The organism is Blautia sp. MSK.20.85, assembly GCF_013317245.1.
Classification (GTDB): Bacteria; Bacillota; Clostridia; order Lachnospirales; family Lachnospiraceae; genus Blautia_A.
Genome location: NZ_JAAIUN010000004.1, coordinates 110129 through 129881 on the forward strand (window position 1 = coordinate 110129; position 19753 = coordinate 129881).

23 protein-coding genes and 1 tRNA gene are annotated in these 19753 nt (G+C 42.3%); 21 read left to right on the plus strand and 3 right to left on the minus strand.

What is annotated here, in order from left to right; all coding sequences use genetic code 11:
- Positions 1-90: 90 nt before the first annotated feature.
- The 13 genes from G5B12_RS03595 to G5B12_RS03655 all read left to right on the plus strand — a co-directional run bounded on the left by G5B12_RS03595 (position 91) and on the right by G5B12_RS03655 (position 10594).
- Positions 91-162, plus strand: a tRNA-Glu gene (locus G5B12_RS03595).
- A gap of 298 nt (positions 163-460) precedes the next feature.
- Positions 461-967, plus strand: a complete 507-nt coding sequence (locus G5B12_RS03600) for an A24 family peptidase (RefSeq protein WP_021977354.1) — start codon at positions 461-463, stop codon at positions 965-967.
- The gene (locus G5B12_RS03605) at positions 964-1977 is read left to right on the plus strand and encodes a hypothetical protein (protein WP_021977355.1); all 1014 of its coding nucleotides are present in this window, start codon (positions 964-966) and stop codon (positions 1975-1977) included. Before G5B12_RS03600 ends, G5B12_RS03605 begins: the two co-directional genes overlap by 4 nt.
- The gene (locus G5B12_RS03610; RefSeq protein WP_021977356.1) at positions 1974-3164 is read left to right on the plus strand and encodes a CpaF family protein; all 1191 of its coding nucleotides are present in this window, start codon (positions 1974-1976) and stop codon (positions 3162-3164) included. Before G5B12_RS03605 ends, G5B12_RS03610 begins: the two co-directional genes overlap by 4 nt.
- Positions 3161-3943 (plus strand): type II secretion system F family protein, encoded by a 783-nt coding sequence (locus tag G5B12_RS03615; protein WP_118071302.1) that lies wholly within the window; start codon positions 3161-3163, stop codon positions 3941-3943. Before G5B12_RS03610 ends, G5B12_RS03615 begins: the two co-directional genes overlap by 4 nt.
- Before the next feature lie 9 nt (positions 3944-3952).
- The gene (locus G5B12_RS03620) at positions 3953-4984 is read left to right on the plus strand and encodes a type II secretion system F family protein (RefSeq protein WP_021977358.1); all 1032 of its coding nucleotides are present in this window, start codon (positions 3953-3955) and stop codon (positions 4982-4984) included.
- Between the two features lie 34 nt (positions 4985-5018).
- The gene (locus G5B12_RS03625; protein WP_021977359.1) at positions 5019-5198 is read left to right on the plus strand and encodes a Flp1 family type IVb pilin; all 180 of its coding nucleotides are present in this window, start codon (positions 5019-5021) and stop codon (positions 5196-5198) included.
- A 56-nt stretch (positions 5199-5254) separates the two neighbouring features.
- Positions 5255-6745 (plus strand): DUF5702 domain-containing protein, encoded by a 1491-nt coding sequence (locus G5B12_RS03630; protein ID WP_243003839.1) that lies wholly within the window; start codon positions 5255-5257, stop codon positions 6743-6745.
- Between the two features lie 18 nt (positions 6746-6763).
- The gene (locus G5B12_RS03635) at positions 6764-7540 is read left to right on the plus strand and encodes a TadE/TadG family type IV pilus assembly protein (protein WP_118062364.1); all 777 of its coding nucleotides are present in this window, start codon (positions 6764-6766) and stop codon (positions 7538-7540) included.
- A 35-nt stretch (positions 7541-7575) separates the two neighbouring features.
- Positions 7576-7968 carry a prepilin peptidase gene (locus G5B12_RS03640; RefSeq protein ID WP_330597605.1) on the plus strand — a complete coding sequence of 131 codons (393 nt, stop codon included), beginning with the start codon at positions 7576-7578 and terminating at the stop codon, positions 7966-7968.
- Positions 7965-8396, plus strand: coding sequence for a TadE family protein (locus G5B12_RS03645; protein WP_242997086.1), 432 nt, complete (start codon positions 7965-7967; stop codon positions 8394-8396). Before G5B12_RS03640 ends, G5B12_RS03645 begins: the two co-directional genes overlap by 4 nt.
- A 1-nt stretch (position 8397) precedes the next feature.
- Entirely contained in the window at positions 8398-9849 is a 1452-nt protein-coding gene (locus G5B12_RS03650) for a DUF6382 domain-containing protein (protein WP_118062365.1), read from the plus strand.
- A 142-nt stretch (positions 9850-9991) separates the two neighbouring features.
- Positions 9992-10594: a rhomboid family intramembrane serine protease gene (locus tag G5B12_RS03655; protein ID WP_021977365.1), complete on the plus strand. Its 603-nt coding sequence runs from the start codon at positions 9992-9994 to the stop codon at positions 10592-10594.
- Here G5B12_RS03655 and G5B12_RS03660 read toward each other — a convergent pair.
- The gene (locus tag G5B12_RS03660; protein ID WP_174087757.1) at positions 10561-11235 is read right to left on the minus strand and encodes a two-component system sensor histidine kinase NtrB; all 675 of its coding nucleotides are present in this window, start codon (positions 11233-11235) and stop codon (positions 10561-10563) included. The genes G5B12_RS03655 and G5B12_RS03660 overlap by 34 nt on opposite strands.
- Positions 11236-11357: 122 nt before the next feature.
- Between G5B12_RS03660 and G5B12_RS03665 the strand changes: the two genes are divergently transcribed.
- Both G5B12_RS03665 and G5B12_RS03670 read left to right on the plus strand, forming a co-directional pair.
- Positions 11358-11762 (plus strand): HIT family protein, encoded by a 405-nt coding sequence (locus G5B12_RS03665; RefSeq protein WP_021977367.1) that lies wholly within the window; start codon positions 11358-11360, stop codon positions 11760-11762.
- A 23-nt stretch (positions 11763-11785) separates the two neighbouring features.
- Positions 11786-12313: an RNA polymerase sigma factor gene (locus tag G5B12_RS03670; protein WP_174087758.1), complete on the plus strand. Its 528-nt coding sequence runs from the start codon at positions 11786-11788 to the stop codon at positions 12311-12313.
- 55 nt (positions 12314-12368) lie between these two features.
- Here the strand turns inward: G5B12_RS03670 and G5B12_RS03675 are convergent, their stop codons facing one another.
- A complete protein-coding gene (locus G5B12_RS03675) occupies positions 12369-13436 on the minus strand; it encodes an undecaprenyldiphospho-muramoylpentapeptide beta-N-acetylglucosaminyltransferase (RefSeq protein WP_021977369.1) in 1068 nt (355 codons plus the stop codon).
- 92 nt (positions 13437-13528) lie between these two features.
- On the opposite strand from G5B12_RS03675, the gene G5B12_RS03680 reads away from it, so the two are divergent.
- From G5B12_RS03680 to G5B12_RS03690, 3 genes are all read left to right on the plus strand, one after another.
- On the plus strand, positions 13529-14341 hold the full coding sequence (locus G5B12_RS03680; RefSeq protein ID WP_174087759.1) for a DUF4367 domain-containing protein: 813 nt from the start codon (positions 13529-13531) through the stop codon (positions 14339-14341).
- A 60-nt stretch (positions 14342-14401) separates the two neighbouring features.
- Positions 14402-14884: a DUF6147 family protein gene (locus tag G5B12_RS03685; RefSeq protein WP_244096029.1), complete on the plus strand. Its 483-nt coding sequence runs from the start codon at positions 14402-14404 to the stop codon at positions 14882-14884.
- 301 nt (positions 14885-15185) lie between these two features.
- Positions 15186-16802, plus strand: a complete 1617-nt coding sequence (locus G5B12_RS03690) for an MBL fold metallo-hydrolase RNA specificity domain-containing protein (protein WP_174087760.1) — start codon at positions 15186-15188, stop codon at positions 16800-16802.
- Between the two features lie 69 nt (positions 16803-16871).
- Here G5B12_RS03690 and G5B12_RS03695 read toward each other — a convergent pair whose 3' ends face one another.
- Positions 16872-17120, minus strand: a complete 249-nt coding sequence (locus G5B12_RS03695; protein WP_021977373.1) for a TIGR03905 family TSCPD domain-containing protein — start codon at positions 17118-17120, stop codon at positions 16872-16874.
- 226 nt (positions 17121-17346) lie between these two features.
- Between G5B12_RS03695 and G5B12_RS03700 the strand changes: the two genes are divergently transcribed.
- The 3 genes from G5B12_RS03700 to G5B12_RS03710 all read left to right on the plus strand — a co-directional run bounded on the left by G5B12_RS03700 (position 17347) and on the right by G5B12_RS03710 (position 19752).
- A complete protein-coding gene (locus tag G5B12_RS03700) occupies positions 17347-18048 on the plus strand; it encodes a 5'-methylthioadenosine/adenosylhomocysteine nucleosidase (RefSeq protein WP_021977374.1) in 702 nt (233 codons plus the stop codon).
- 75 nt (positions 18049-18123) lie between these two features.
- Positions 18124-18498: a hypothetical protein gene (locus tag G5B12_RS03705; RefSeq protein ID WP_118062370.1), complete on the plus strand. Its 375-nt coding sequence runs from the start codon at positions 18124-18126 to the stop codon at positions 18496-18498.
- A gap of 84 nt (positions 18499-18582) precedes the next feature.
- Positions 18583-19752 carry a class I SAM-dependent methyltransferase gene (locus tag G5B12_RS03710; protein WP_021977376.1) on the plus strand — a complete coding sequence of 390 codons (1170 nt, stop codon included), beginning with the start codon at positions 18583-18585 and terminating at the stop codon, positions 19750-19752.
- Position 19753: the final 1 nt, after the last annotated feature.

Below are 19753 nucleotides of genomic sequence, written 5' to 3' on the forward strand. Positions count from 1 at the left end.
AAAAAAAGTACTTGCATTTTGAAAAGAAGTGTTATATACTAACGAAGTCGGTTGAGGGAAACAACTTAAACGACAGAAACAAATGAACATGGCCAGTTGGTCAAGGGGCTAAGACGCCGCCCTCTCACGGCGGAAACACGGGTTCGATTCCCGTACTGGCTATTAGCTGAAAGCAGTTAGAAACCTTATTCTAACTGCTTTTTTCGTTGTTTGAAAAGCGTTAAAGAACCAGGGTGTCATCAAAAATGTCATCAGGATATCCGGCGCAGAGGTGTGTTGCAGAGATCTGTCCGAATGTCAGAATTTGTCGAACGAAAATGCTGGACAAAAGCTTTTAAGAATCCTATAATAAGTTTCACCAGAGATCTTCTGGTATCGATCACCGCCAGGTCAGGTGGGAAATTCCACATTTATGATAACTGAATAAACATATATTTTATGGAAGGAGGCATGTATATCTTTGGGTGGTTTTTTATCCGTAGTAATCTCTGCGATGGCCGTCTGGATGGATCTCAGAGAGGAAGCTGTGGATAATAGCTGGGTACTTTTTTCGATTATGGCAGGTTTTTTACTACAGCTTTTGGAAAAGGGGCCGAAAGGCATGATCATATTCCTGACAGGAGCAGCAGTTCCACTTATTCTTCTCGGAATTCTGTTTATATTCCGGATGCTTGGAGCGGGAGATGTTAAGATTTTGTGTGCTCTGGGTGGAATCATGGGTCCACGGACAGTTACAGAATGTATCGTTTATTCATTGCTTGCAGGTGCAGGCATTTCTCTGGCAATTCTTATTTCTACAGGCGGTATCCGCCAGCGAATCCTCTATTTATATCAGTATATGAATGAATTTTACTGTACAGGCGAAATCCGTCCTTATTACAGAAAAGGAATGAAGCATCCGGAGAATTTTCATTTTACAGTGCCGATCTTTTTGAGTGCATTGCTTTATGCAGGAGGTGTGTATTGAAGAAAAACATATTTGCAGTCTGTGATCTGGAGGTGGATTATGCATTCAATTTCATGGACTATCTGAACCAGAAAAGAAATCTTCCTTTTGAAATCCAGGCATTTACAACAGCGGAGAGTCTGCTTGCCTATGGAAAAGAAAATCATATTGAGTTGCTGCTGATTTCCGATAAGGCTATGCGGAAAGAAATCCGTGAGATCGGAATAGGGAAGATCATCATTCTTTCGGAGGGAGTACACCCACCGGAACTGGATCAGTATTCAAGTGTGTATAAATACCAGTCTTCTGCAGATGTAATACGGGAAGTAATGGCCTGTTATGGAGAAGAGAAAGCGCTGAATCCGGTAGCGTTTCCGGCCCTGAAGAAAACAATGGAGATCGTAGGTGTTTTTTCACCCCTTGGAAGATGTCTGAAGACATCGTTTTCTCTTGCGCTTGGACAGATTTTGGCCAGAGAACGAGCTGTTCTTTATTTGAATCTTGAAGAGTATTCCGGATTTGAAGAACTGCTTGGGAAATCATTTTCCACGAATCTGAGCGATCTTTTTTACTATGTAAGACAGGGAAACGAGAATCTGATCCACAGGATGAACGGAATGATCCAGACGATCAATAATCTGGACTTTATACCTCCTGTGCGGATGCCTTCAGATATCCGTACGGTATGCTGGGAAGACTGGGAACGTCTTCTGCAGGAAATAACGTTGCACAGTTCCTACGAAGTGCTGATCCTGGATATGGGAGGAAATGTAGATGAAAATTTTCAGCTTCTGGATCTGTGCAGCAGAATTTATATGCCGGTCCTGAATGATACAGTTTCTGTATGCAAAATGACGCAGTTTGAAAATCTGCTGAAGATCTGGAATAAAGAAAAAATTCTGGAAAAAACAGAAAAAGTGCATTTGCCTTTTCATATGGATAACATATCTTCCGAGACTTATGTAGAACAGCTGGTCTGGAGTGAACTGGGAGATTATATCCGTAGTCTTCTGAGAAAGGAGCGGTCATGAACAGAGAAAAATTCAGAGAAATACATGATCTGCTTATGGAGCAGCTGGATGTATCCAGGGAACTGTCTGATGAGGAAATCCTGGAGGTGATCGATGAACTGATACTGAATCAGTCAAAAGAGTTGTTTTTTTCCCTGAAAGAAAAAGTGGGGCTTCGGCAGGAACTGTTCTGTTCTGTGCGAAAGCTGGATGTTCTACAGGAACTGATCGAAGATGAAAGCGTAACGGAGATCATGGTAAACGGACCGGACAATATCTTTGTGGAGAGGGCCGGAAAACTTACCAGATGGAATAAAACTTTCACCTCGAAAGAAAAGCTGGAGGACGTGATACAGCAGATTGTGGGGAGGTGTAACCGTGTTGTAAATGAATCCATGCCGATTGTGGATGCAAGACTGGAAAACGGCGCACGTGTCAATGTAGTTGTTTATCCGGTAGCGTTAAATGGTCCGATCCTGACGATCCGGCGTTTTCCTGACGATCCGATAACTATGGAAAAGCTGATTTCTTTGGGTAGTATTACAGAGGAATGTGCACAATTTCTGAAAAAACTGGTGCAGGCCAGATATTCCATTGTGATCGGTGGTGGTACAGGCAGCGGAAAAACAACCTTTCTTGGTGCTGTTGCGGAATATATCCCGAAAGATGAACGACTGATCACAATTGAAGATAATGCGGAACTTAAGATCCGAGGAATTGACAATCTTGTGTGTCTGGAAGCAAAGATGGCGAATATGACAGGGGCTGTATCTGTAACAATTCGTGATCTGATCAAATCGGCTCTTCGAATGAGGCCGGACCGGATAATAGTCGGAGAAGTACGAGGCGGAGAGGCCATGGATATGCTGCAGAGTCTGAATACTGGCCATGATGGGAGTCTTTCCACACTTCATGCAAACAGCAGCCGTGATATGTTGTCCAGAATTGAAACAATGACACTGATGGGAATTGATCTTCCGCTGGAAGCAATACGGCGACAGATTGCATCAGGGGTGGATATTCTGGTACATCTCGGACGTATGAGGGACAGAAGCAGAAAACTGCTGGAAGTTACAGAGGTGTGTGGATTCCAGAACGGAGAGATTCAGACCAGACCTCTTTACCGTTGGGAAGAAGGAAAAGGGCTTGTAAAGGCCGGAGAACTTTTACATCGTGAAAAAATGGAACGGGCGGGAATCAGATTATGAAAAAGCAGAAAGGAAAGAATCAGAAATGGGAATTTACGAGGAAAGATTACAGGAAGTATCAATTTACGGTGAAAGAAGCAGCGAAATATCTTCTGGAAGGAGCTGTCATCTGCGCAGCAGTCGATTATCTGTTTTATCAGAGCCTGCTGGTACTGCTGTTTATGCTTCCCCTGCCGGTACTTTTTCTGAAAATACAGAAAAAGAAATGCATTGTTCGCCAGAAAAGAAATCTGAATTATCAGTTCCGTGATGCACTGACGTCTATGAATGTGGCGGTGCAGGCAGGGTATTCCGCAGAAAACGCGGTACGTGCTACAGTGAAGGATCTGGCAAGACTTTATGAAAAAGGAAGTGATATTCTGGATGAATTCCGCTATATCGAAAGTCAGCTGCGTTTAAGCGTTCCGGTTGAAGAATTATTTCTGGACCTGGGAAAGCGCAGTGGAGTGGAAGATATTGAAAATTTTGCGGCAGTATTTTATACCGCGAAACGGACAGGAGGAGATATGACACAGGTGCTTCAGAAAGTAGCACGAATGCTTGGAGACAAGATTGAAGTTAAAAAAGAAATTGAGGCAACACTGGCTACAAAAAAAGCAGAACAGATGGTTATGAGCATTATGCCGGCAGGAATCATCTGTTATCTGAAACTGACATCGCCAGGATTTCTGGATGTGCTTTATGGAAATCCTTTTGGTATCTGTGCAATGACAGTATGTATGGGAATCTATGGGTTGTCATACTGGCTGGGTGTGAAAATTGTAGATATAGAAGTGTAGGTGTGTGAGATGTGGGTACATATTGTGATATTTATGGTTATTCTGGGGGCAGTTCTTGCCGGAAAACTGGGGCGGCTTCCGCCATGGGCAGAAAATACGGAAGGACAGAAACTTTTTATCCTGGTGGCACTTGCCGGAAACATCGTCGGAATGCTCCTGACATTACAAAGTGGAGGAGGCACGGTGTATTCATCCGGTTACCGTATGGAAAAAGAGGAGACAGGTGCTTACGAAGAGAAATTCATAGTATCTGTAGACGGAAAAGAATCTGGTTCTCTGTATGTACAGGTACCGGAGAAAGAAACGGAAGATACCGGAGAAGAGACAGAGCCGGAAAAAGAACTGAGCGAAGAACAGCAGCGCGAGAAAGAACTGCAGGATATGATCGCACAGTATAACCAGAAAAAGAATGATCCGGAATATTATTATCTCCCGGATACGTGGAATGGAAAACATCTGGAATGGGAGCAGCCGAAAGATACGAAAGGAAATCTGATCGCCGCACTTGGCCTGGTAGCCGCACTTGCGGTGGTAATTGGCAAAGAGAGGGAAAAGCAGACTGTCCAGGCAAAAAGAAAAGAGCAGATGCTGATGGATTATCCCGGTCTGATCATGAAATTTACACTTCTGGTACAGGCTGGTTTAACTGCAAGAAAGGCATTTCAGAAGATCGCTCTGGACTATGGAAAAAAAGAAAATGGAAAAGAGCGGGCGGCTTATGAAGAAATCCGGACAACATGTTATGAAATGGACAGTGGAATTTCTGAGGCAGAGGCATATCGAAGATTTGGAGAGCGATGTGGACAGGTAAAATATAAAACACTTGCAACACTGCTGATCCAGAATCTTCAGAAAGGAAGCAGGCATCTGTCGGATCTGCTGGAAAAAGAATCTGTGGAAGCATGGGAAGAAAGAAAAAGAAAAGCAAGAGTACTTGGCGAAGCGGCAGCAACGAAACTGCTTTTGCCAATGGTACTGATGCTGCTGGTGGTAATGGCAGTAATTATGCTGCCTGCGGGTCTTTCCTTTTATGGAGGATAAAAAAGCACAGGGCAACAGAAATGCGAGGTGACAAATGAAAAATATATGGAGATGTGTGAAAGAATTTGCGATAGAAGAAGATGCGGTAGGAGTTGTGGAAATTATCCTGATTCTGGTGGTTCTGATCAGTCTGGTCGTCATCTTTAAGGAACAGCTTACCGCTCTTGTCAAAAAAATTCTTGCAAAAATCACAAAACAAAGTAATGCAATCTGAGAATAAGAAAAAACGGTAGAATATCCTGACGTTTTGGAAAGGAGAGTACCCTCTTGGTGAAAACAGTGAAAAAGGGCAGTATCACGATTTTTCTGGCACTGATCTTAAGTCTGATCCTGTCTCTTGTAAGCGCAAGTATTGAATCAGTACGCATGTCAGCTGCCAGAACGCAGATCCTGAACAGTATGGATATCGGTCTGTATTCTCTGTTCGGACAGTATGACCGGACACTTCTGGAGGATTATGACCTGTTTGCATTATATGCAGGCGGGAAAGAGGAACCGGATATGGCATCCGTATATGAGAATTTTCAGTCCTATATGAAGCCTGTGTTAAAACAGAACAGCCAGAAACTGGAACTTCTGCAGGGTGGCTTTAACGGATATCGTATGCTGACTGATGGAAACGGCGAAGTGTTTTTTGGGCAGGCGGTCAGATATATGCGTGAAACACTGGGAAGTCAGGGGGTACAGATCCTTCTTGGAAAATTACAGGACCAGGAAGAGAAAACAGAAGCAGCAGAACGAAAAGGAGAGCAGGCGGAAAATGAAGATACAATGAATTCTTATGACTCAGAGATTTCGGATGCTGCACAGAAAAGTGAAGAAGCCGAAAAGAACCAGGAAAATCAGAAAGATTCGGGCGATTTTGGAGATGGAGGAAGCAGTGAAGATTTTACCGGTGGTGTAAACAAAGATGTGGAAAATCCTATTCCTGTGATTCGAAGAGTACGAAAAATGGGACTGATCGATCTGGTAGTTCCGACAGAACGTGGGATTTCAGATGCTGTTACGGACAAAAGAACACTGACATCTGGAAGAACGCTTCAAACAGGAATGCTGATGGATTCCGGCATACAGACCGATAATTCGTACACTTCGGGAATTCTTTTCGGACAGTATCTACTGAAAAAACTGGGAAATTACCGAAAGCCGGCTGCATCAGGGCTGAATTATCAGGTGGAATATATTCTTGGTGGAAAAAACAGTGACAGAGAAAATCTCAAATCTGTAGCTGCAAAACTTCTCCTGATCCGGCAGGGCGTTAATATGGCACATCTATTAGCTGATGGAGGAAAACGAATTCAGCTGGAGACATTGTCACTGGCGATCGCATCCAGCTTTCTGGTTCCGCCGGCAGCTGCAGTGATCGAAGCGGCATTGCTCGTATGCTGGGCTTTTGCGGAGAGCGTACTGGATGTCCGGGAACTTTTTGCGGGCGGTCATGTTCCTCTTGTAAAAAATGCGTCAGACTGGCAGTTGTCATTAAGCAACCTGTCTCACATTCTGGATCATCTGGACACATCGAGGAAAGACTCTAAAGGGGGAATGTCCTATGAAGATTATCTGCGTGTGCTTCTTATTGCCAAGGGAAAGCAGGAAAAGGTGATAAGAGGAATGGATATGATTGAATGTTCGATCCGCGAAAAAGGGAAAAGACCGGGATTTCGGATGGATCACTGTATTGTTGCCCTGGAAGCTTCTGCAGATGTAAAAGCAAATAACAAGAAAACATTTACAGTCACACGACAGTATGCATATGAATAGAAAGAGAGGTGTACAGGGATGCTTTTTCAGAAAGAAAAAGAAGATAAAAATCAGATAAACAGACTGGATCAGAAAAGAGAAAGGCGCTCTCCGAGAAGGTTTTTTCTGCTTTCCCCGATGAGCAGGAAACCACTTTCTGGAAAGGCATCCCTGTGCACCTTTTTGAAAAGGGCAAGTCTTACTGTGGAAGCTGCTCTGGTTCTTCCGATATTTTTGTTTGGTGTGATCACTTTGATCTCGTTTATGGATATTTATAAAGTGCAGACAGAGCATCTGACAGAATTGTGCCAGAAGGCCAAGGAGGCGGGAATGTATGCATATGGAGCTGGTAATTCCGGAGCGGAGAATATCGTATTGCCAGATGTATATTCCTGCCAGCCTGTAGGCGGTTTACTGCCGTTACCAAGGGTCTGGTTCCACAATACAGTAAAAGTTCATGCGTGGACAGGTGTGAAATATGAAGAAGAAAACACGGCGGCAGAAAATCAGCCAATGGTATATGTCACAGAGTCAGGAACTGTATATCACAGAAAACTGGGATGTAGCTATCTGAATCTGTCGGTACAGCAGGTATCAGGATCAGCTGTGAAAAATATGAAAAATACATACGGCGAAAAGTATCAGGCATGTGAACTGTGCAGCCGTGGTCAGGAACCCGCAGGTGTTGTATATATCACAAAAAAGAGCAATCGTTTTCATAACAGAGAAAGCTGCAGTGCATTGAAACGATCTGTCCGTATGGTGAAAGAATCGGAAGTATCCGGAGAAATGAATGCGTGTGGACGTTGTGGATGAGAGGAGAAGCTATGAGCAGAGGCGAAATATGTATGATGGCATTTCTTGGAATTAATACATGGACAGATATCCGGAAAAAAGAGATTTGTTTTCCGGTGTTTTGTCTGTTCCTGGTGGGAGGTATATTGTGGAGGATAACAGAAGGAAGTTTGTGGCCGGATGGGCTGATTTCAATGGGAATCGGGATATTTGCCGCAATAATATCTGCGCTCACAGGAGGAGAGATCGGAGCAGGAGACGGTCTCCTTATAATAGCAATGGGGTCTGTGATGACAGCAGGAGAGCTGATCGGAATACTTTTTGCTGCGCTTTTGCTGTGTGGGATATATTCCGGAATTCAGCTTCTCGTGTTAAAAAAACAGAGGGATATTGAAATACCGTTTGTACCATTTTTGCTTGCAGGATATCTTGGAGGTGTATTTTTGTGAAAAAACTGAAAAAAGGAAGTTTTACGTTGGAAGCGGCACTGCTGATGCCGTTATTGCTCACGGTTATTATGAGTATGTTGTATCTGGATTTTTTTGTACATAACAGGGCGTGGTTGACAGCAGCTGCATATGAGGCGGCAGTAAGTGGCAGTATGGAAGGATATAAAAAAGAAGCAAATATATATGAGACAGCGGATATTCAGGGACGGATGCTTGGAAGCCAGGGACTGCCTGGAGGGGAAAACCTGAGTATGCAGACAAATGCGGGAAAAAATGTGCAGGTAACTTATCGTATGGAGATACCGGCAGGGTTTCTCGGACAAAAATGGAATATTACAGTCAGCGGAACAGCGAAACCGTTACGTCCTGTAGGATGGATACGCAGGATAAAGGGAGCGGCAGATGCGCTGAAAGAGGTGAAAAATTAAAATGAGATCAGAATATAAAAGAGATATGAATCATAATTATCTGATACTGACAGGAGAAGATACGATTAATACGGATTCTTATCAGGTGAGGATGATTGTGGCAAATGTGGTACCTGATCTTCTGCAATGCCGTATTCAGGGAATCGATGGAAAATTTATGGTGTATTATGATGTGACTTCCAGACATTCGATGACTGCACTTTTCGAAAACAGAAAAATCGGAATGGAAGAACTTCAGGTAATTCTTGGCGGTTTTATTCAGGTGATGGAAGCGATGTCGGAATATCTTCTGAATCCCTGTCAGCTGATCCTGGAGCCGGAATATATTTATCTGGATGCGGAAAAGAACAATGTTCGCTTTTGCTATATGCCCGGATTTCATGGAGAGATACAGGAGCAGTTTCAGAATCTTGCAGAATATCTTCTTCCAAAACTGGATCATGAGGATGGAAAGGCAGTTATGCTGGGGTACAGTGTATACAGAAGGGCACTGGAGGACAGCTTTCATCTGGAATATATCAAGGAAGAATTGTATAAAGTAAGCAATGGAAATCAGGAAGATTTTGAAGCATATGAAAAAAAACAGGCAACTGTATCAGTACAGAAGGAAGTAACATCGGAGAAAGAACAGGAAGAATTGTGGGATATGGAAAACTGGGAACGGGACTCTGAAGCAGAAGCAGAAAAATCAAAAAAGGCAGGAAAGAGAAAAAAGAAAAAGTCGAAAGAGGATGCAGAAAAGAAAACAGATATAGGGAAAAAAGCAGCGGGATTTGCGGCAGCTGTTCTGGTTCTGCTGGGAGCTGCCATGGGAATGGCAACAGGATACCTGCCCAGGGTAAGCACTGAAATTTTTCTGTGTGGAGTTCTGGGAATAATGATCCTGGGGATGTTATCTTTCTGGCTGATAAAAAGATTTTCCAGGAAAGAACAGGATCTTCCGGTGAAAATATCAGAAAAGAAAAATTCTGTGAAAAAAGATTCTGCATATTCAGAAGAAAAGAATATGGATACGGATATAGAGGAAGGAATAGAAACGGAATGGGAAGAGAAAATGGAAAAAACATCAAAGAAACACGGAGAAAAACAGGAAATGATAAGAGAGGCAGAAGAGGGATTCGGAGAAACCATGGTTCTTACGTCAGGCTTGGTGAAGGGTCCGGCCACACTGGTAAGCCGTGAACCGGGAGAACTGGCAACGATATATCTTGAACAGGAGATTGTTGTGATCGGAAAACTGGAGACAGCATCAGACGCTGTGATCAATATGCCTACGGTCAGCCGGATTCATGCCAAGATCAGAAAAAGAGACGGAGAATATTATCTGACAGATCTGAATTCCAGAAATGGAACATCTGTTAATGGGCAGATGTTGAAAGCTGGAGAAGAACATCTATTGAAAGATGAGGATGAAGTAGATTTTGCACAGGCCCGCTATATTTTTTTGAGATAACAAAGCGAAAAAACAGGGTTTATGTCGTATTATATAGAAGACCGCAGGTTGTTTATATAATGAAAATCTGATAAAATAGTCCAATAAACTGACCACAAACTGGAAATGATTTTCCGGAGATGTTACAGAAAAGAGGACTTAAGTGGAAGAAATAAAAAAAGAACCTGTGACGATATTGCTGATTCTGTTAAATGCATTAATTTTTCTCATTGTAGAGATTACCGGTGGCTCTGAGAATGGACAACATATGCTGGAATGTGGTGCGGTTTATGCACCTCTGATCTTTGAACAGGGACAGTGGTATCGTATGTTTACCAGCATGTTCCTGCATTTCGGAGCTCCCCATCTGATCAATAATATGTTGGTACTGTTTGTTCTCGGACAACGGCTGGAACCGGTTGTTGGAAAAATAAAATTTATTCTGATTTATATTCTTGGAGGTCTTGGAGGAAATCTGCTCTCTTTGTTTTTTGATATGCAGACAGAAAAATACACATTATCCGCAGGAGCATCTGGTGCGGTATTTGCAGTTATGGGAGGAATGATCTATGTGATAATCCGTCACAGAGGAAAAGTTTCAGATCTGACCATAAGACAAATGCTGATCATGGCTGCGTTTTCTCTGTATTTTGGTTTTGCAAGTGAAGGTGTTGATAATATAGCTCATATTGGCGGTTTGCTGTGCGGTTTTCTGACTGCAGTGATATTCTATCATCCAAGAAAAATATGGAAAACGGTTCCCTGACCAGGGGTACTTTCTATGGAAATACTGCCATGGTGCGCTTCAGCTACCTGTCTGGAAATAGTAAGCCCCAGACCGGTGCCGTTTTCTTTTGTTGTAAAAAACGGCTGGAAGATACTTGCAAGCTGTTCTTTGGAAATTCCACATCCATTATCCTGAATATTGATACAAATACCAGATTTTTCAGTAAAAGCTGTCACAGAGATCTGTCCGCCGGGAACAGGAACTGCTTCCCAGGCATTCTTAAGAAGGTTCAGAAGCATCTGCCGGATTTGGATTCTGTCTAGCATCAGTGTCGGAAGATCATTGGGAATGTCTGTCACAAGACGGATATCCAGATAGTCCAGAGTAGGTTTGACAGAAGAAAGAACTGTTTTCAGATACATACCGGTATCGGTTGCTTCGGGTTTGACCCGTCCTGCGTTATTAAATGCAGAAAGTTCATCAAGAAGTTCCCGCACATAACTGAGATTATCCATAACATCATCCCAGTGTTCATAATCCTCAACTTCTGGATGGGCGGATGCGATCATCTGAAGTCCGCTGTTGATCAGAGTCAGCGGATTACGGATTTCATGAGAAAATTTAGAAAGTGTGTAATGAAAATCTTTTTTTAATTCATTAACTGTGTCGTCGTTGCACATGTTATCACCTCAAAAAAATATTAACATCAGAAATTCCAAATATCAACAAGAACAGTGTTGAAAAAATCGAGAAAATACGACAAAATAAGAATAACAACTATTTAAGCTAGGAGGATAAAACAATGGGAGATTGTATATTTTGTAAAATTGCAAATGGAGAAATTCCAGCAGCAACACTTTATGAGGATGAGGATTTTCGTGTAATTCTTGATCTGGGTCCGGCAAGTAAAGGTCATTCTCTGATCTTACCGAAAAAACATGCAGCTAATATTTATGAGCTTCCAGATGAGACAGCAGGAAAGGCAATGATCCTCGCAAAAAAAATGGCTGGAAAGCTGACAGATGCATTAAACTGTGATGGATTTAATATTGTCCAGAATAATGGAGAGATTGCAGGACAGACTGTATTTCATTTTCATATGCACCTGATTCCGAGATATAAAGGTGATGAAGTTGGACTGACCTGGAAAGCCGGAGAGCTCAGCGATGAGGTGAGAGATGAAATTCTGAAAAAGGTCAGAGACTGATAAATACCTACTAAAGAGAAAAAATGAAAAATCAGACATACGAAGAGTTTTACCTTAAATATCGAAAAATATCCAAAGCATACGCATACGGAATCCTGCACGACTGGAATATGGCAGACGATGTCAGCCAGGATGTACTTTATAAAATGTACAACATGAGAAAAGGACTGAATGTTGACAATGAAAAAATGATGTATTCCCTGATACGCAGATCTTCCGTGAATAAAGCAATGGATTATAAAAAGAAGTCCAGTTCCAGACATGAGTTTGTCTGTACAGAAGATATTTCTGAAATTCTGGAAGTTCAGAGATCTGTTGATGCGGAAGAAGTAATTCTGCGTAAAGAGAAGAAAGAATCTATGTACATGGTGTTGGAAAGATTTCGTGAAGAACAGCCTCTTAATTATGAAATCCTGATTCAGGTCAAATATCTGGATATTCCAGTTGAGATAGTTGCAGAAGAGTTTGGATTGACAAAGAGTGGTGTGAATAACAGGATATATAAGGCAAAGCGCTGGCTGAAAGAAGAGTTTCGTAAAGTTTACGAATAAAAAGAAACCCTGCCATTTCCTGGAAATGGCAGAGTTTTTTACAGAAAGTGAATGATCAGGAACGGGCGCATTCTTCAATAAGCTCTGTGATCTTGCTGATAGAATCTACACGACCGTTTCCAGCCATGGCTTCTGTATATTTCTGACGGTCAGTATAAAGCTGGTGGATGGTGTCCAGAAGTTTTGTTTCTGTGATTTCTTCTTCCTCCAGAACCATGCTGAATCCCTGGCGTTCAAAAGAACGTGCATTGAGAATCTGATCACCACGACTTGCTTTTGCGGAAAGTGGAATCAGAAGATTCGGTTTATGCAGCTCGCGGATTTCGCAGATTGCATTGGCACCTGCACGTGAAATCACAACATCAGCCATAGCGAACAGATCCGGAAGTTCATCCTGGATATATTCATACTGGACATACCCGGTGGTACCTTTAAGACTTTCATCGGTTTTACCTTTTCCGCAAAGATGAACAACCTGGAAATCTTTCAGAAGTTCCGGAAGGATCTTACGGACATTGTCGTTTACAGAAGCTGCGCCGAGACTGCCGCCAATAACCATAATTACTGGCTTGTCAGCAGTGAAACCACAGAATTTACGACCAGCGTCCGCATTTCCGGAAAGAAGTTCCTGACGGATCGGAGTTCCGGTAAGAACTGCTTTGTCAGCAGGAAGATTATTGACAGTTTCCGGGAAGTTGCAGCATATTTTTGATGCAGATGAGAGACAGAGTTTATTGGCGAGTCCGGGAGTCATATCTGATTCATGGATAAGTGCTGGGATTTTCAGGCGTTTTGCCGCAATTACAACAGGAACTGTAACGAATCCGCCTTTGGAAAAAACAACGTCCGGTTTCAGATCTTTCAGAATTTTTCTGGCCTGGCTGAAGCCTTTCAGGACACGAAACGGGTCAGAAAAGTTTTTTAGATCGAAGTAGCGTCTCAGTTTTCCAGATGAAATTCCATAATAAGGGATTCCAAGTTCTTCGATCAGTTTTTTTTCGATTCCTTCATAGGAACCGATATAGGAAATTGTATAACCCAGCTCCTTAAGTCTTGGGATCAGGGCAATATTTGGAGTTACATGGCCGGCAGTACCACCGCCGGTAAGTACGATGTGTTTCATTTGGATTCCTCCTGAATAGTCATATACTATTATTAAATATGAACTCTAACGGAGGAATTGTCAAGGAAAGATAGGATTACAGGAGAAAAATAATGGAAGATTTCAGGGATGATGAACTGAAAAAATGGTTGGCAGAAGAATACGAAAAAGAAATAGACGAGATGGAGGAAGTTCTGTTTCCGAACGGAGTTCTTCCTGATGATGGAGAAACGGAAGAAGAGGCAAAAGCTGCCTACAAAAAACTTGTGGACCGACTGAAAGCAGATGGCGTTTATGAAGAAGATGAACCTGAAAAAGTAAAAATTGTCTACCTCCCTGAGAAAAAAAGGCATAAAGCAGCAAAGGTGGCAGCGGCGGTGCTCGTGTGTGCAGCAGGCGTATTCGCCGCAAGCATGACCAGCCAGGCTAACAGGAGTTATTTTATTGATTCGGTGAAGGTTTGGACGGGGAATGATACGAAGATTGTGGTGGATAATGATCCGAGTAGTGATGTTCTTAGCATGGATGAAGATAAAGCGCGAGATGATATAAATGAACAATTAGGAATAAAAGTTCCGTATTTCATGTATCGACCGCAGAAATTTAAGTATTTAGATTATGAGGTTGATAAAATGCAAAAATTTGCATTTATGGAATATCAGCATGATGATAAAGTAATAACATTATATATGGATCAGAATATTGATAATCAAAATAGTATTGCGATTGGGTTAGATGGTAAGCAAATAAAAAAAATAGTATTTGATGATGAAAATATTACAATTACTTTATTAGCGGTAAGAGATAAGGCGGATAAAGAAAAAAACTATGTAGCATATTGGAAATATGAAGAAGTATACTATCAAGTCAGCGGGAAAATGCCAGAAAATGAATTTGAAAAATTGATTGAAAATATGAGATTTTGAGAGAAAACGCAGTGAAAAAATCGTATTAAAGATAGGAATGTGAGTTTGGAAGGAGGAAAAATGGAAAGAAAGATCATTAAATTTATTACATTATTTATGCTTGTAGGAATTTTATGTTGCACAAATATTAGTGCTGTTTGGGCATCTGATACATCAGACATTACAGAAGCAACAGATCTGGAAACAGATTTAGATTCTTCCGAAGATACAGTTTATAGTGTGCTTAGAGGGACGAATTTAAATTATGGAACTACCAAGGTTTCAAAGTTAGCCAGTAATAAAGTAGGGGTTTCTGGAATTACACAATGCCATCATGCATGTGATACAGTGTATTTGGAACTGTATTTAGAGAGAAAAGTTAATGGTAGTTATTCAGTGTATAAAAGTTGGAGTTTTACAACAAACAATGCTACTCATTTAACTAAAAGCTTAAAAGTAATCGTTCCAAGCGGCTACTACTACAGAGTACGTGGCTATCACGCTGCAAAAGACGGAAGCAAGGAATCTGTAACCACAGTAACAAAAGGTGTGCTGATCAAATAATCAAAAATAATTTTATAGCATAAGCTCATCCCATCCCCAGCGATGTCAACAAACCAAAAAAATCCAGTAAACTTACATTACCTTCGCTGGGGAATCTTAAAATTCTGAAAAATCTAACAATCTTTCTAAAGATAAATTCTTAAAATTCCATATATTTCACAAAAAGACTGTCAAAATCCAAACATTTCGTGTATAATAAATACAATAAAACTGTTAATAAACAGAAAGTCGATTATTTCTGCTTAAACGTAAGTCGATTGCGTTTATGAACATATAGCAGAGCGGAAAAGGGGGCTTGTGCATGAAGATAACATTTATCGGTGCAACACACGAAGTGACCGGAAGCTGCTATTATCTGGAAGCAGCAGGGCGGAAGTTTCTGGTGGATTATGGAATGGAGCAGGGACCAGATTATTACGAGAATAAAGAGTTACCGGTAGCTCCGGGTGACCTGGACTTTGTGCTCCTGACACATGCTCATATGGATCATTCCGGTAATCTTCCGGCATTATATGCAAAAGGCTATCAGGGACCAATCTACGCTACAGAAGCAACCTGTAATCTCTGTGATATCATGCTCCGTGACAGCGCACATATCCAGATGTTTGAGGCTGAATGGAGAAATCGTAAGGGGCGCAGAGAAGGAAAACCGGAATTTATTCCTGCATATACGATGGAAGACGCAATGGGTGTTCTTCGAAACTTTGTCAGATGTCCATACGATAAAATTATCAAACCTGCTGAAGGAATCGAGGTTCGTTTTGTGGATGCGGGACATCTCCTGGGATCAAGCAGTATTGAAATCTGGCTTACCGAAGATGATAAGAAAGAGAAAATCGTATTTTCCGGAGACATCGGAAATCTTAATCAGCCTCTGATCAAGGATCCTGTATATATTAAAGAGGCAGATTATGTTGTGATGGAGTCTACTTATGGAGACAGAAGTCATGGAGAACGACCGGATTATCCAGTCATGCTTGCGGAAATCATTCAGAAAACTTTTGACAGAGGCGGTAATCTGGTGATTCCATCCTTTGCTGTGGGCCGTACGCAGGAAATGCTGTATTTTATCCGTCAGATCAAAGAACAGGGGCTTGTTCACGGGCATGATGGCTTTACTGTGTATGTAGACAGTCCTCTTGCCAATGAGGCAACTACGATTTTCAGTGAAAATGCCTATACCTGCTACGATGAAGAAGCAATGGATCTTTTGAACAAAGGAATCAATCCACTGTCATTCCCGGGCTTGAAGACATCCGTTACTACCGATGATTCCAGAGCGATTAATTTCGATGAAGACTGCAAGGTGATCATTTCTGCCAGCGGTATGTGTGATGCCGGACGTATCAAACATCATCTGAAACATAATCTGTGGGATCCAAGAAATACCATTCTTTTTGTTGGATATCAGGCGATAGGAACCCCTGGCCGGGCACTTCTGGAAGGGGCCACAGAGATGAAACTGTTTGGAGAGACGGTGCAGGTTGCAGCGGAAATCAGCAGAATGCCCGGAATCAGTGGTCATGCAGATGTAAATGGCCTTCTGAACTGGGCAAGAGCATTTGAAACGAAGCCGAAGCATGTCTTTGTTACTCACGGAGATGATACGGTAACGGAGGTTTTTGCCCAGAGACTGAAAGAAGAGCTGGGATATGACGCAACGGCGCCGTTCAGCGGAACAGAATATGATCTTCTGGAGAACAAATGTATCCACGAAGCTGTTGGTATCCGCATTGTGAAAGCCACTGCTTCACCCAAAACGACCAAAGCCGCCCGTGCATATGAGAAGCTTCTGGCTATGGGACGCCGCCTGATGACGATTATCCGTAAGAATGAAGGCTGCCCAAACAAAGATCTGGACCGTTTTGCAAGAGATATCCAGTCATTGTGTGATAAATGGGACAGAACAGATATCTGACAGAAGAAACAAATATAAAAAACACCCTGCAGAAAAAAGATTCTGCAGGGTGGCGATTGATCTTACAGATCAGCCTTCGTTTAATGCCTGACGGATTGCCTTTGCAAGCTGATCCGGACATGAAGTTGGTTTGAAACCACAGCGGATACCTTCCAGGCGGCTGATCACTTCATCAGCATCCATTCCTTCTGCAAGATGTGCAACGCCCTGTGTATTTCCGGAGCATCCACCTGTAAATTTAATATTGTGTACTTTCTTATTGTCGTCGATCTCGAACTCAATTCCCTGAGCACAGACACCTTTTGTTTTATATGTCATAAAAATTCCTCCTGTATTTATTTGCCGTCCGGTACAGAGAATATCTATATGGTTTTGTACCGGAGAGCAGTATCATATCTACCGATTATATCATCTCTTAAAAAAAGTTTCCATAAAAAATAAAATTTGTTATAATGAACGTTGTAGAAAAAGAAAAAGTACTGTTGAACAGAAGAAAAATGAAAATTCAGCAGGATATTATATTGAAAGAGAGGACTTACAGATCATGAAATGTGTTGGAATTATAGGCGCAATGGAACAGGAAGTTGCAAGACTGAAAGAAGTGATGGAAGATGTGTCCATCACTACAAGAGCAAACATGGACTTTTATGAGGGAGTTCTGGAAGGAAAGAAAGTTGTTGTAGTGCAGTCCGGAATCGGTAAAGTAAATGCAGGTATGTGTACCCAGATCCTGGCAGATCTTTTTCAGGTGGAAGCTGTGATCAATACCGGTATTGCAGGAAGCCTGAATAACGACATCAATATCGGAGATATCGTACTTTCTACAGATGTTCTTCATCATGATATGGATGCTACAGGATTTGGATATCCGAAGGGACAGATTCCTCAGATGAAAGAATTTTCTTTCCAGGCAGATGAGGGTCTTCGTAAGATCGCCCGTGATGTATGCGAGGAAGTGAATCCGGAGATCCAGGTTTTTGAAGGAAGAATTGCTTCTGGAGACCAGTTTGTATGTGATCAGGGTGTAAAGGACAACATTGTAAAAGAGTTCAGCGCATATGCAGTTGAGATGGAGGGTGCGGCGATCGGACAGGCAGCAGCTCTTAACGGAATCCCGTTCCTGATCATCAGAGCGATTTCTGACAAGGCTGATAACAGCGCAAACATGGATTATCCGGCATTTGAGAAACTTGCCATTGAGCATAGCGTGCGCCTGACTCAGGGAATGCTGAAACGCATGGCATAATTGCAGAAACAGGGGAACCGTCATATCTTTTCTGCATATACTGTAAGAGATAGCAGAGAGAGGACAGCAGCGATTATGCTTTATCGAGACTTTTATCCGTTTTATGCTGCACAGGGAAATCCTGTTTTTTATAATGAGGAGCGGGAACAGGAGAGAGAGTTTGACCTGATGAAATCCTATTACCCAGATACAGCCAGAAAGATCCAGGAGAAGGCGGAAATGCAGTGTCAGCTTCTGGACTATGAGGGAAGCCGCCTGTATGACGAGTATCCGGATCGTTTTATGCTGTATCATATCTGCAGTCTGGTGAAAGATGAGATGACCAAAGATGCCAGTGCCCAGGAAATGCCGGGCGGATTTCTGGATGATCTTATCCAGGTATTGGTATATCAGGAAATTTCCCGGAGAAGATGCCGACGCCGGAGATGTCGACAGTATTTTCCGCGATAACAGTAATGACAGAATATGAATGACAGGTTCCTCCAACATCTGTCCATATACAAGAAAAACGAAAATGAATATAATGGAAGTATGATGAAGACAATAAGGGAATTTTTAGAAGAACAGATCAATGAACAGCTGATCCAGGCTGTTGTAAGTGGCCGCAGGACTGGTGAGGGACCTTCCAAGGTGAAGCTTCGTCCTGTGGAACTGAAAGGGAAACTTTGTTACCAGGCGTCTGTGACAGAGGGAACGAAGGTTTACCATAAAAATTATTCAAGGGAAGAGATTATCGATTATCTGGAGCAGGCAATGGAAGAATTCCGTCAGCTTCAGGTAATCGGACGCAGCCAGGATGGAAGCATCCTCATAAGCAAAAAAGGCAAGGCAACGATCAAAACAAAAAATCATAAAGCTGTTCAGAATGAAAGTGTAAAAATCGCACCGCATAACCGTGTGAAACAGTATATTCTGAAAGAGGGAACCGCAGCTCCGTTTCTGGTGGATCTGGGAGTTATGACAAAAGATGGAAAGATTGTTGCTTCCCGATATGATAAATTCAGGCAGATCAACCGTTTTCTGGAATTTATTCGGGATATTCTTCCCAAACTTCCGAAAGACCGGGAGATTACAATCCTGGATTTTGGCTGTGGAAAGTCCTATCTTACATTTGCGATGTATTATTATCTCAGAGAGCTTGAGGGTTTTGATGTGAACATCATAGGCCTTGATCTTAAAGAAGATGTGATCCGACACTGCAGCGAGCTTGCCAGATCTTATGGGTATGATAAACTGCATTTCTATCAGGGAGATATTGCCGGCTATGAAGGAGTTTCTTCCGTAGATATGGTGGTGACACTTCATGCCTGTGATACAGCAACAGATTTTGCCCTGGCGAAAGCCGTGGAATGGGGGGCACAGGTGATCCTGTCTGTTCCATGCTGCCAGCATGAACTGAACCGCCAGATCAAAAATGAAATGCTGCAGCCGATCATGCGTTACGGAATTTTGAAAGAACGTATGGCTGCGCTGATCACAGATGGCCTGCGGGCAGAGCTTCTGGAAAGTAAAGGCTATGAGACACAGCTTCTTGAGTTTATTGATATGGAGCATACACCAAAGAATATCCTGATCCGCGCAGTAAAAACCGGAAAGAAAAAGAACAGAGAAAGTTTTGCGGATTCCATGAAGGCGCTTCATGTAAATCCTACACTGGACAGGCTTCTTTATCCGGAAGAGTCGATCTCACAGAAGGGAGAATGAC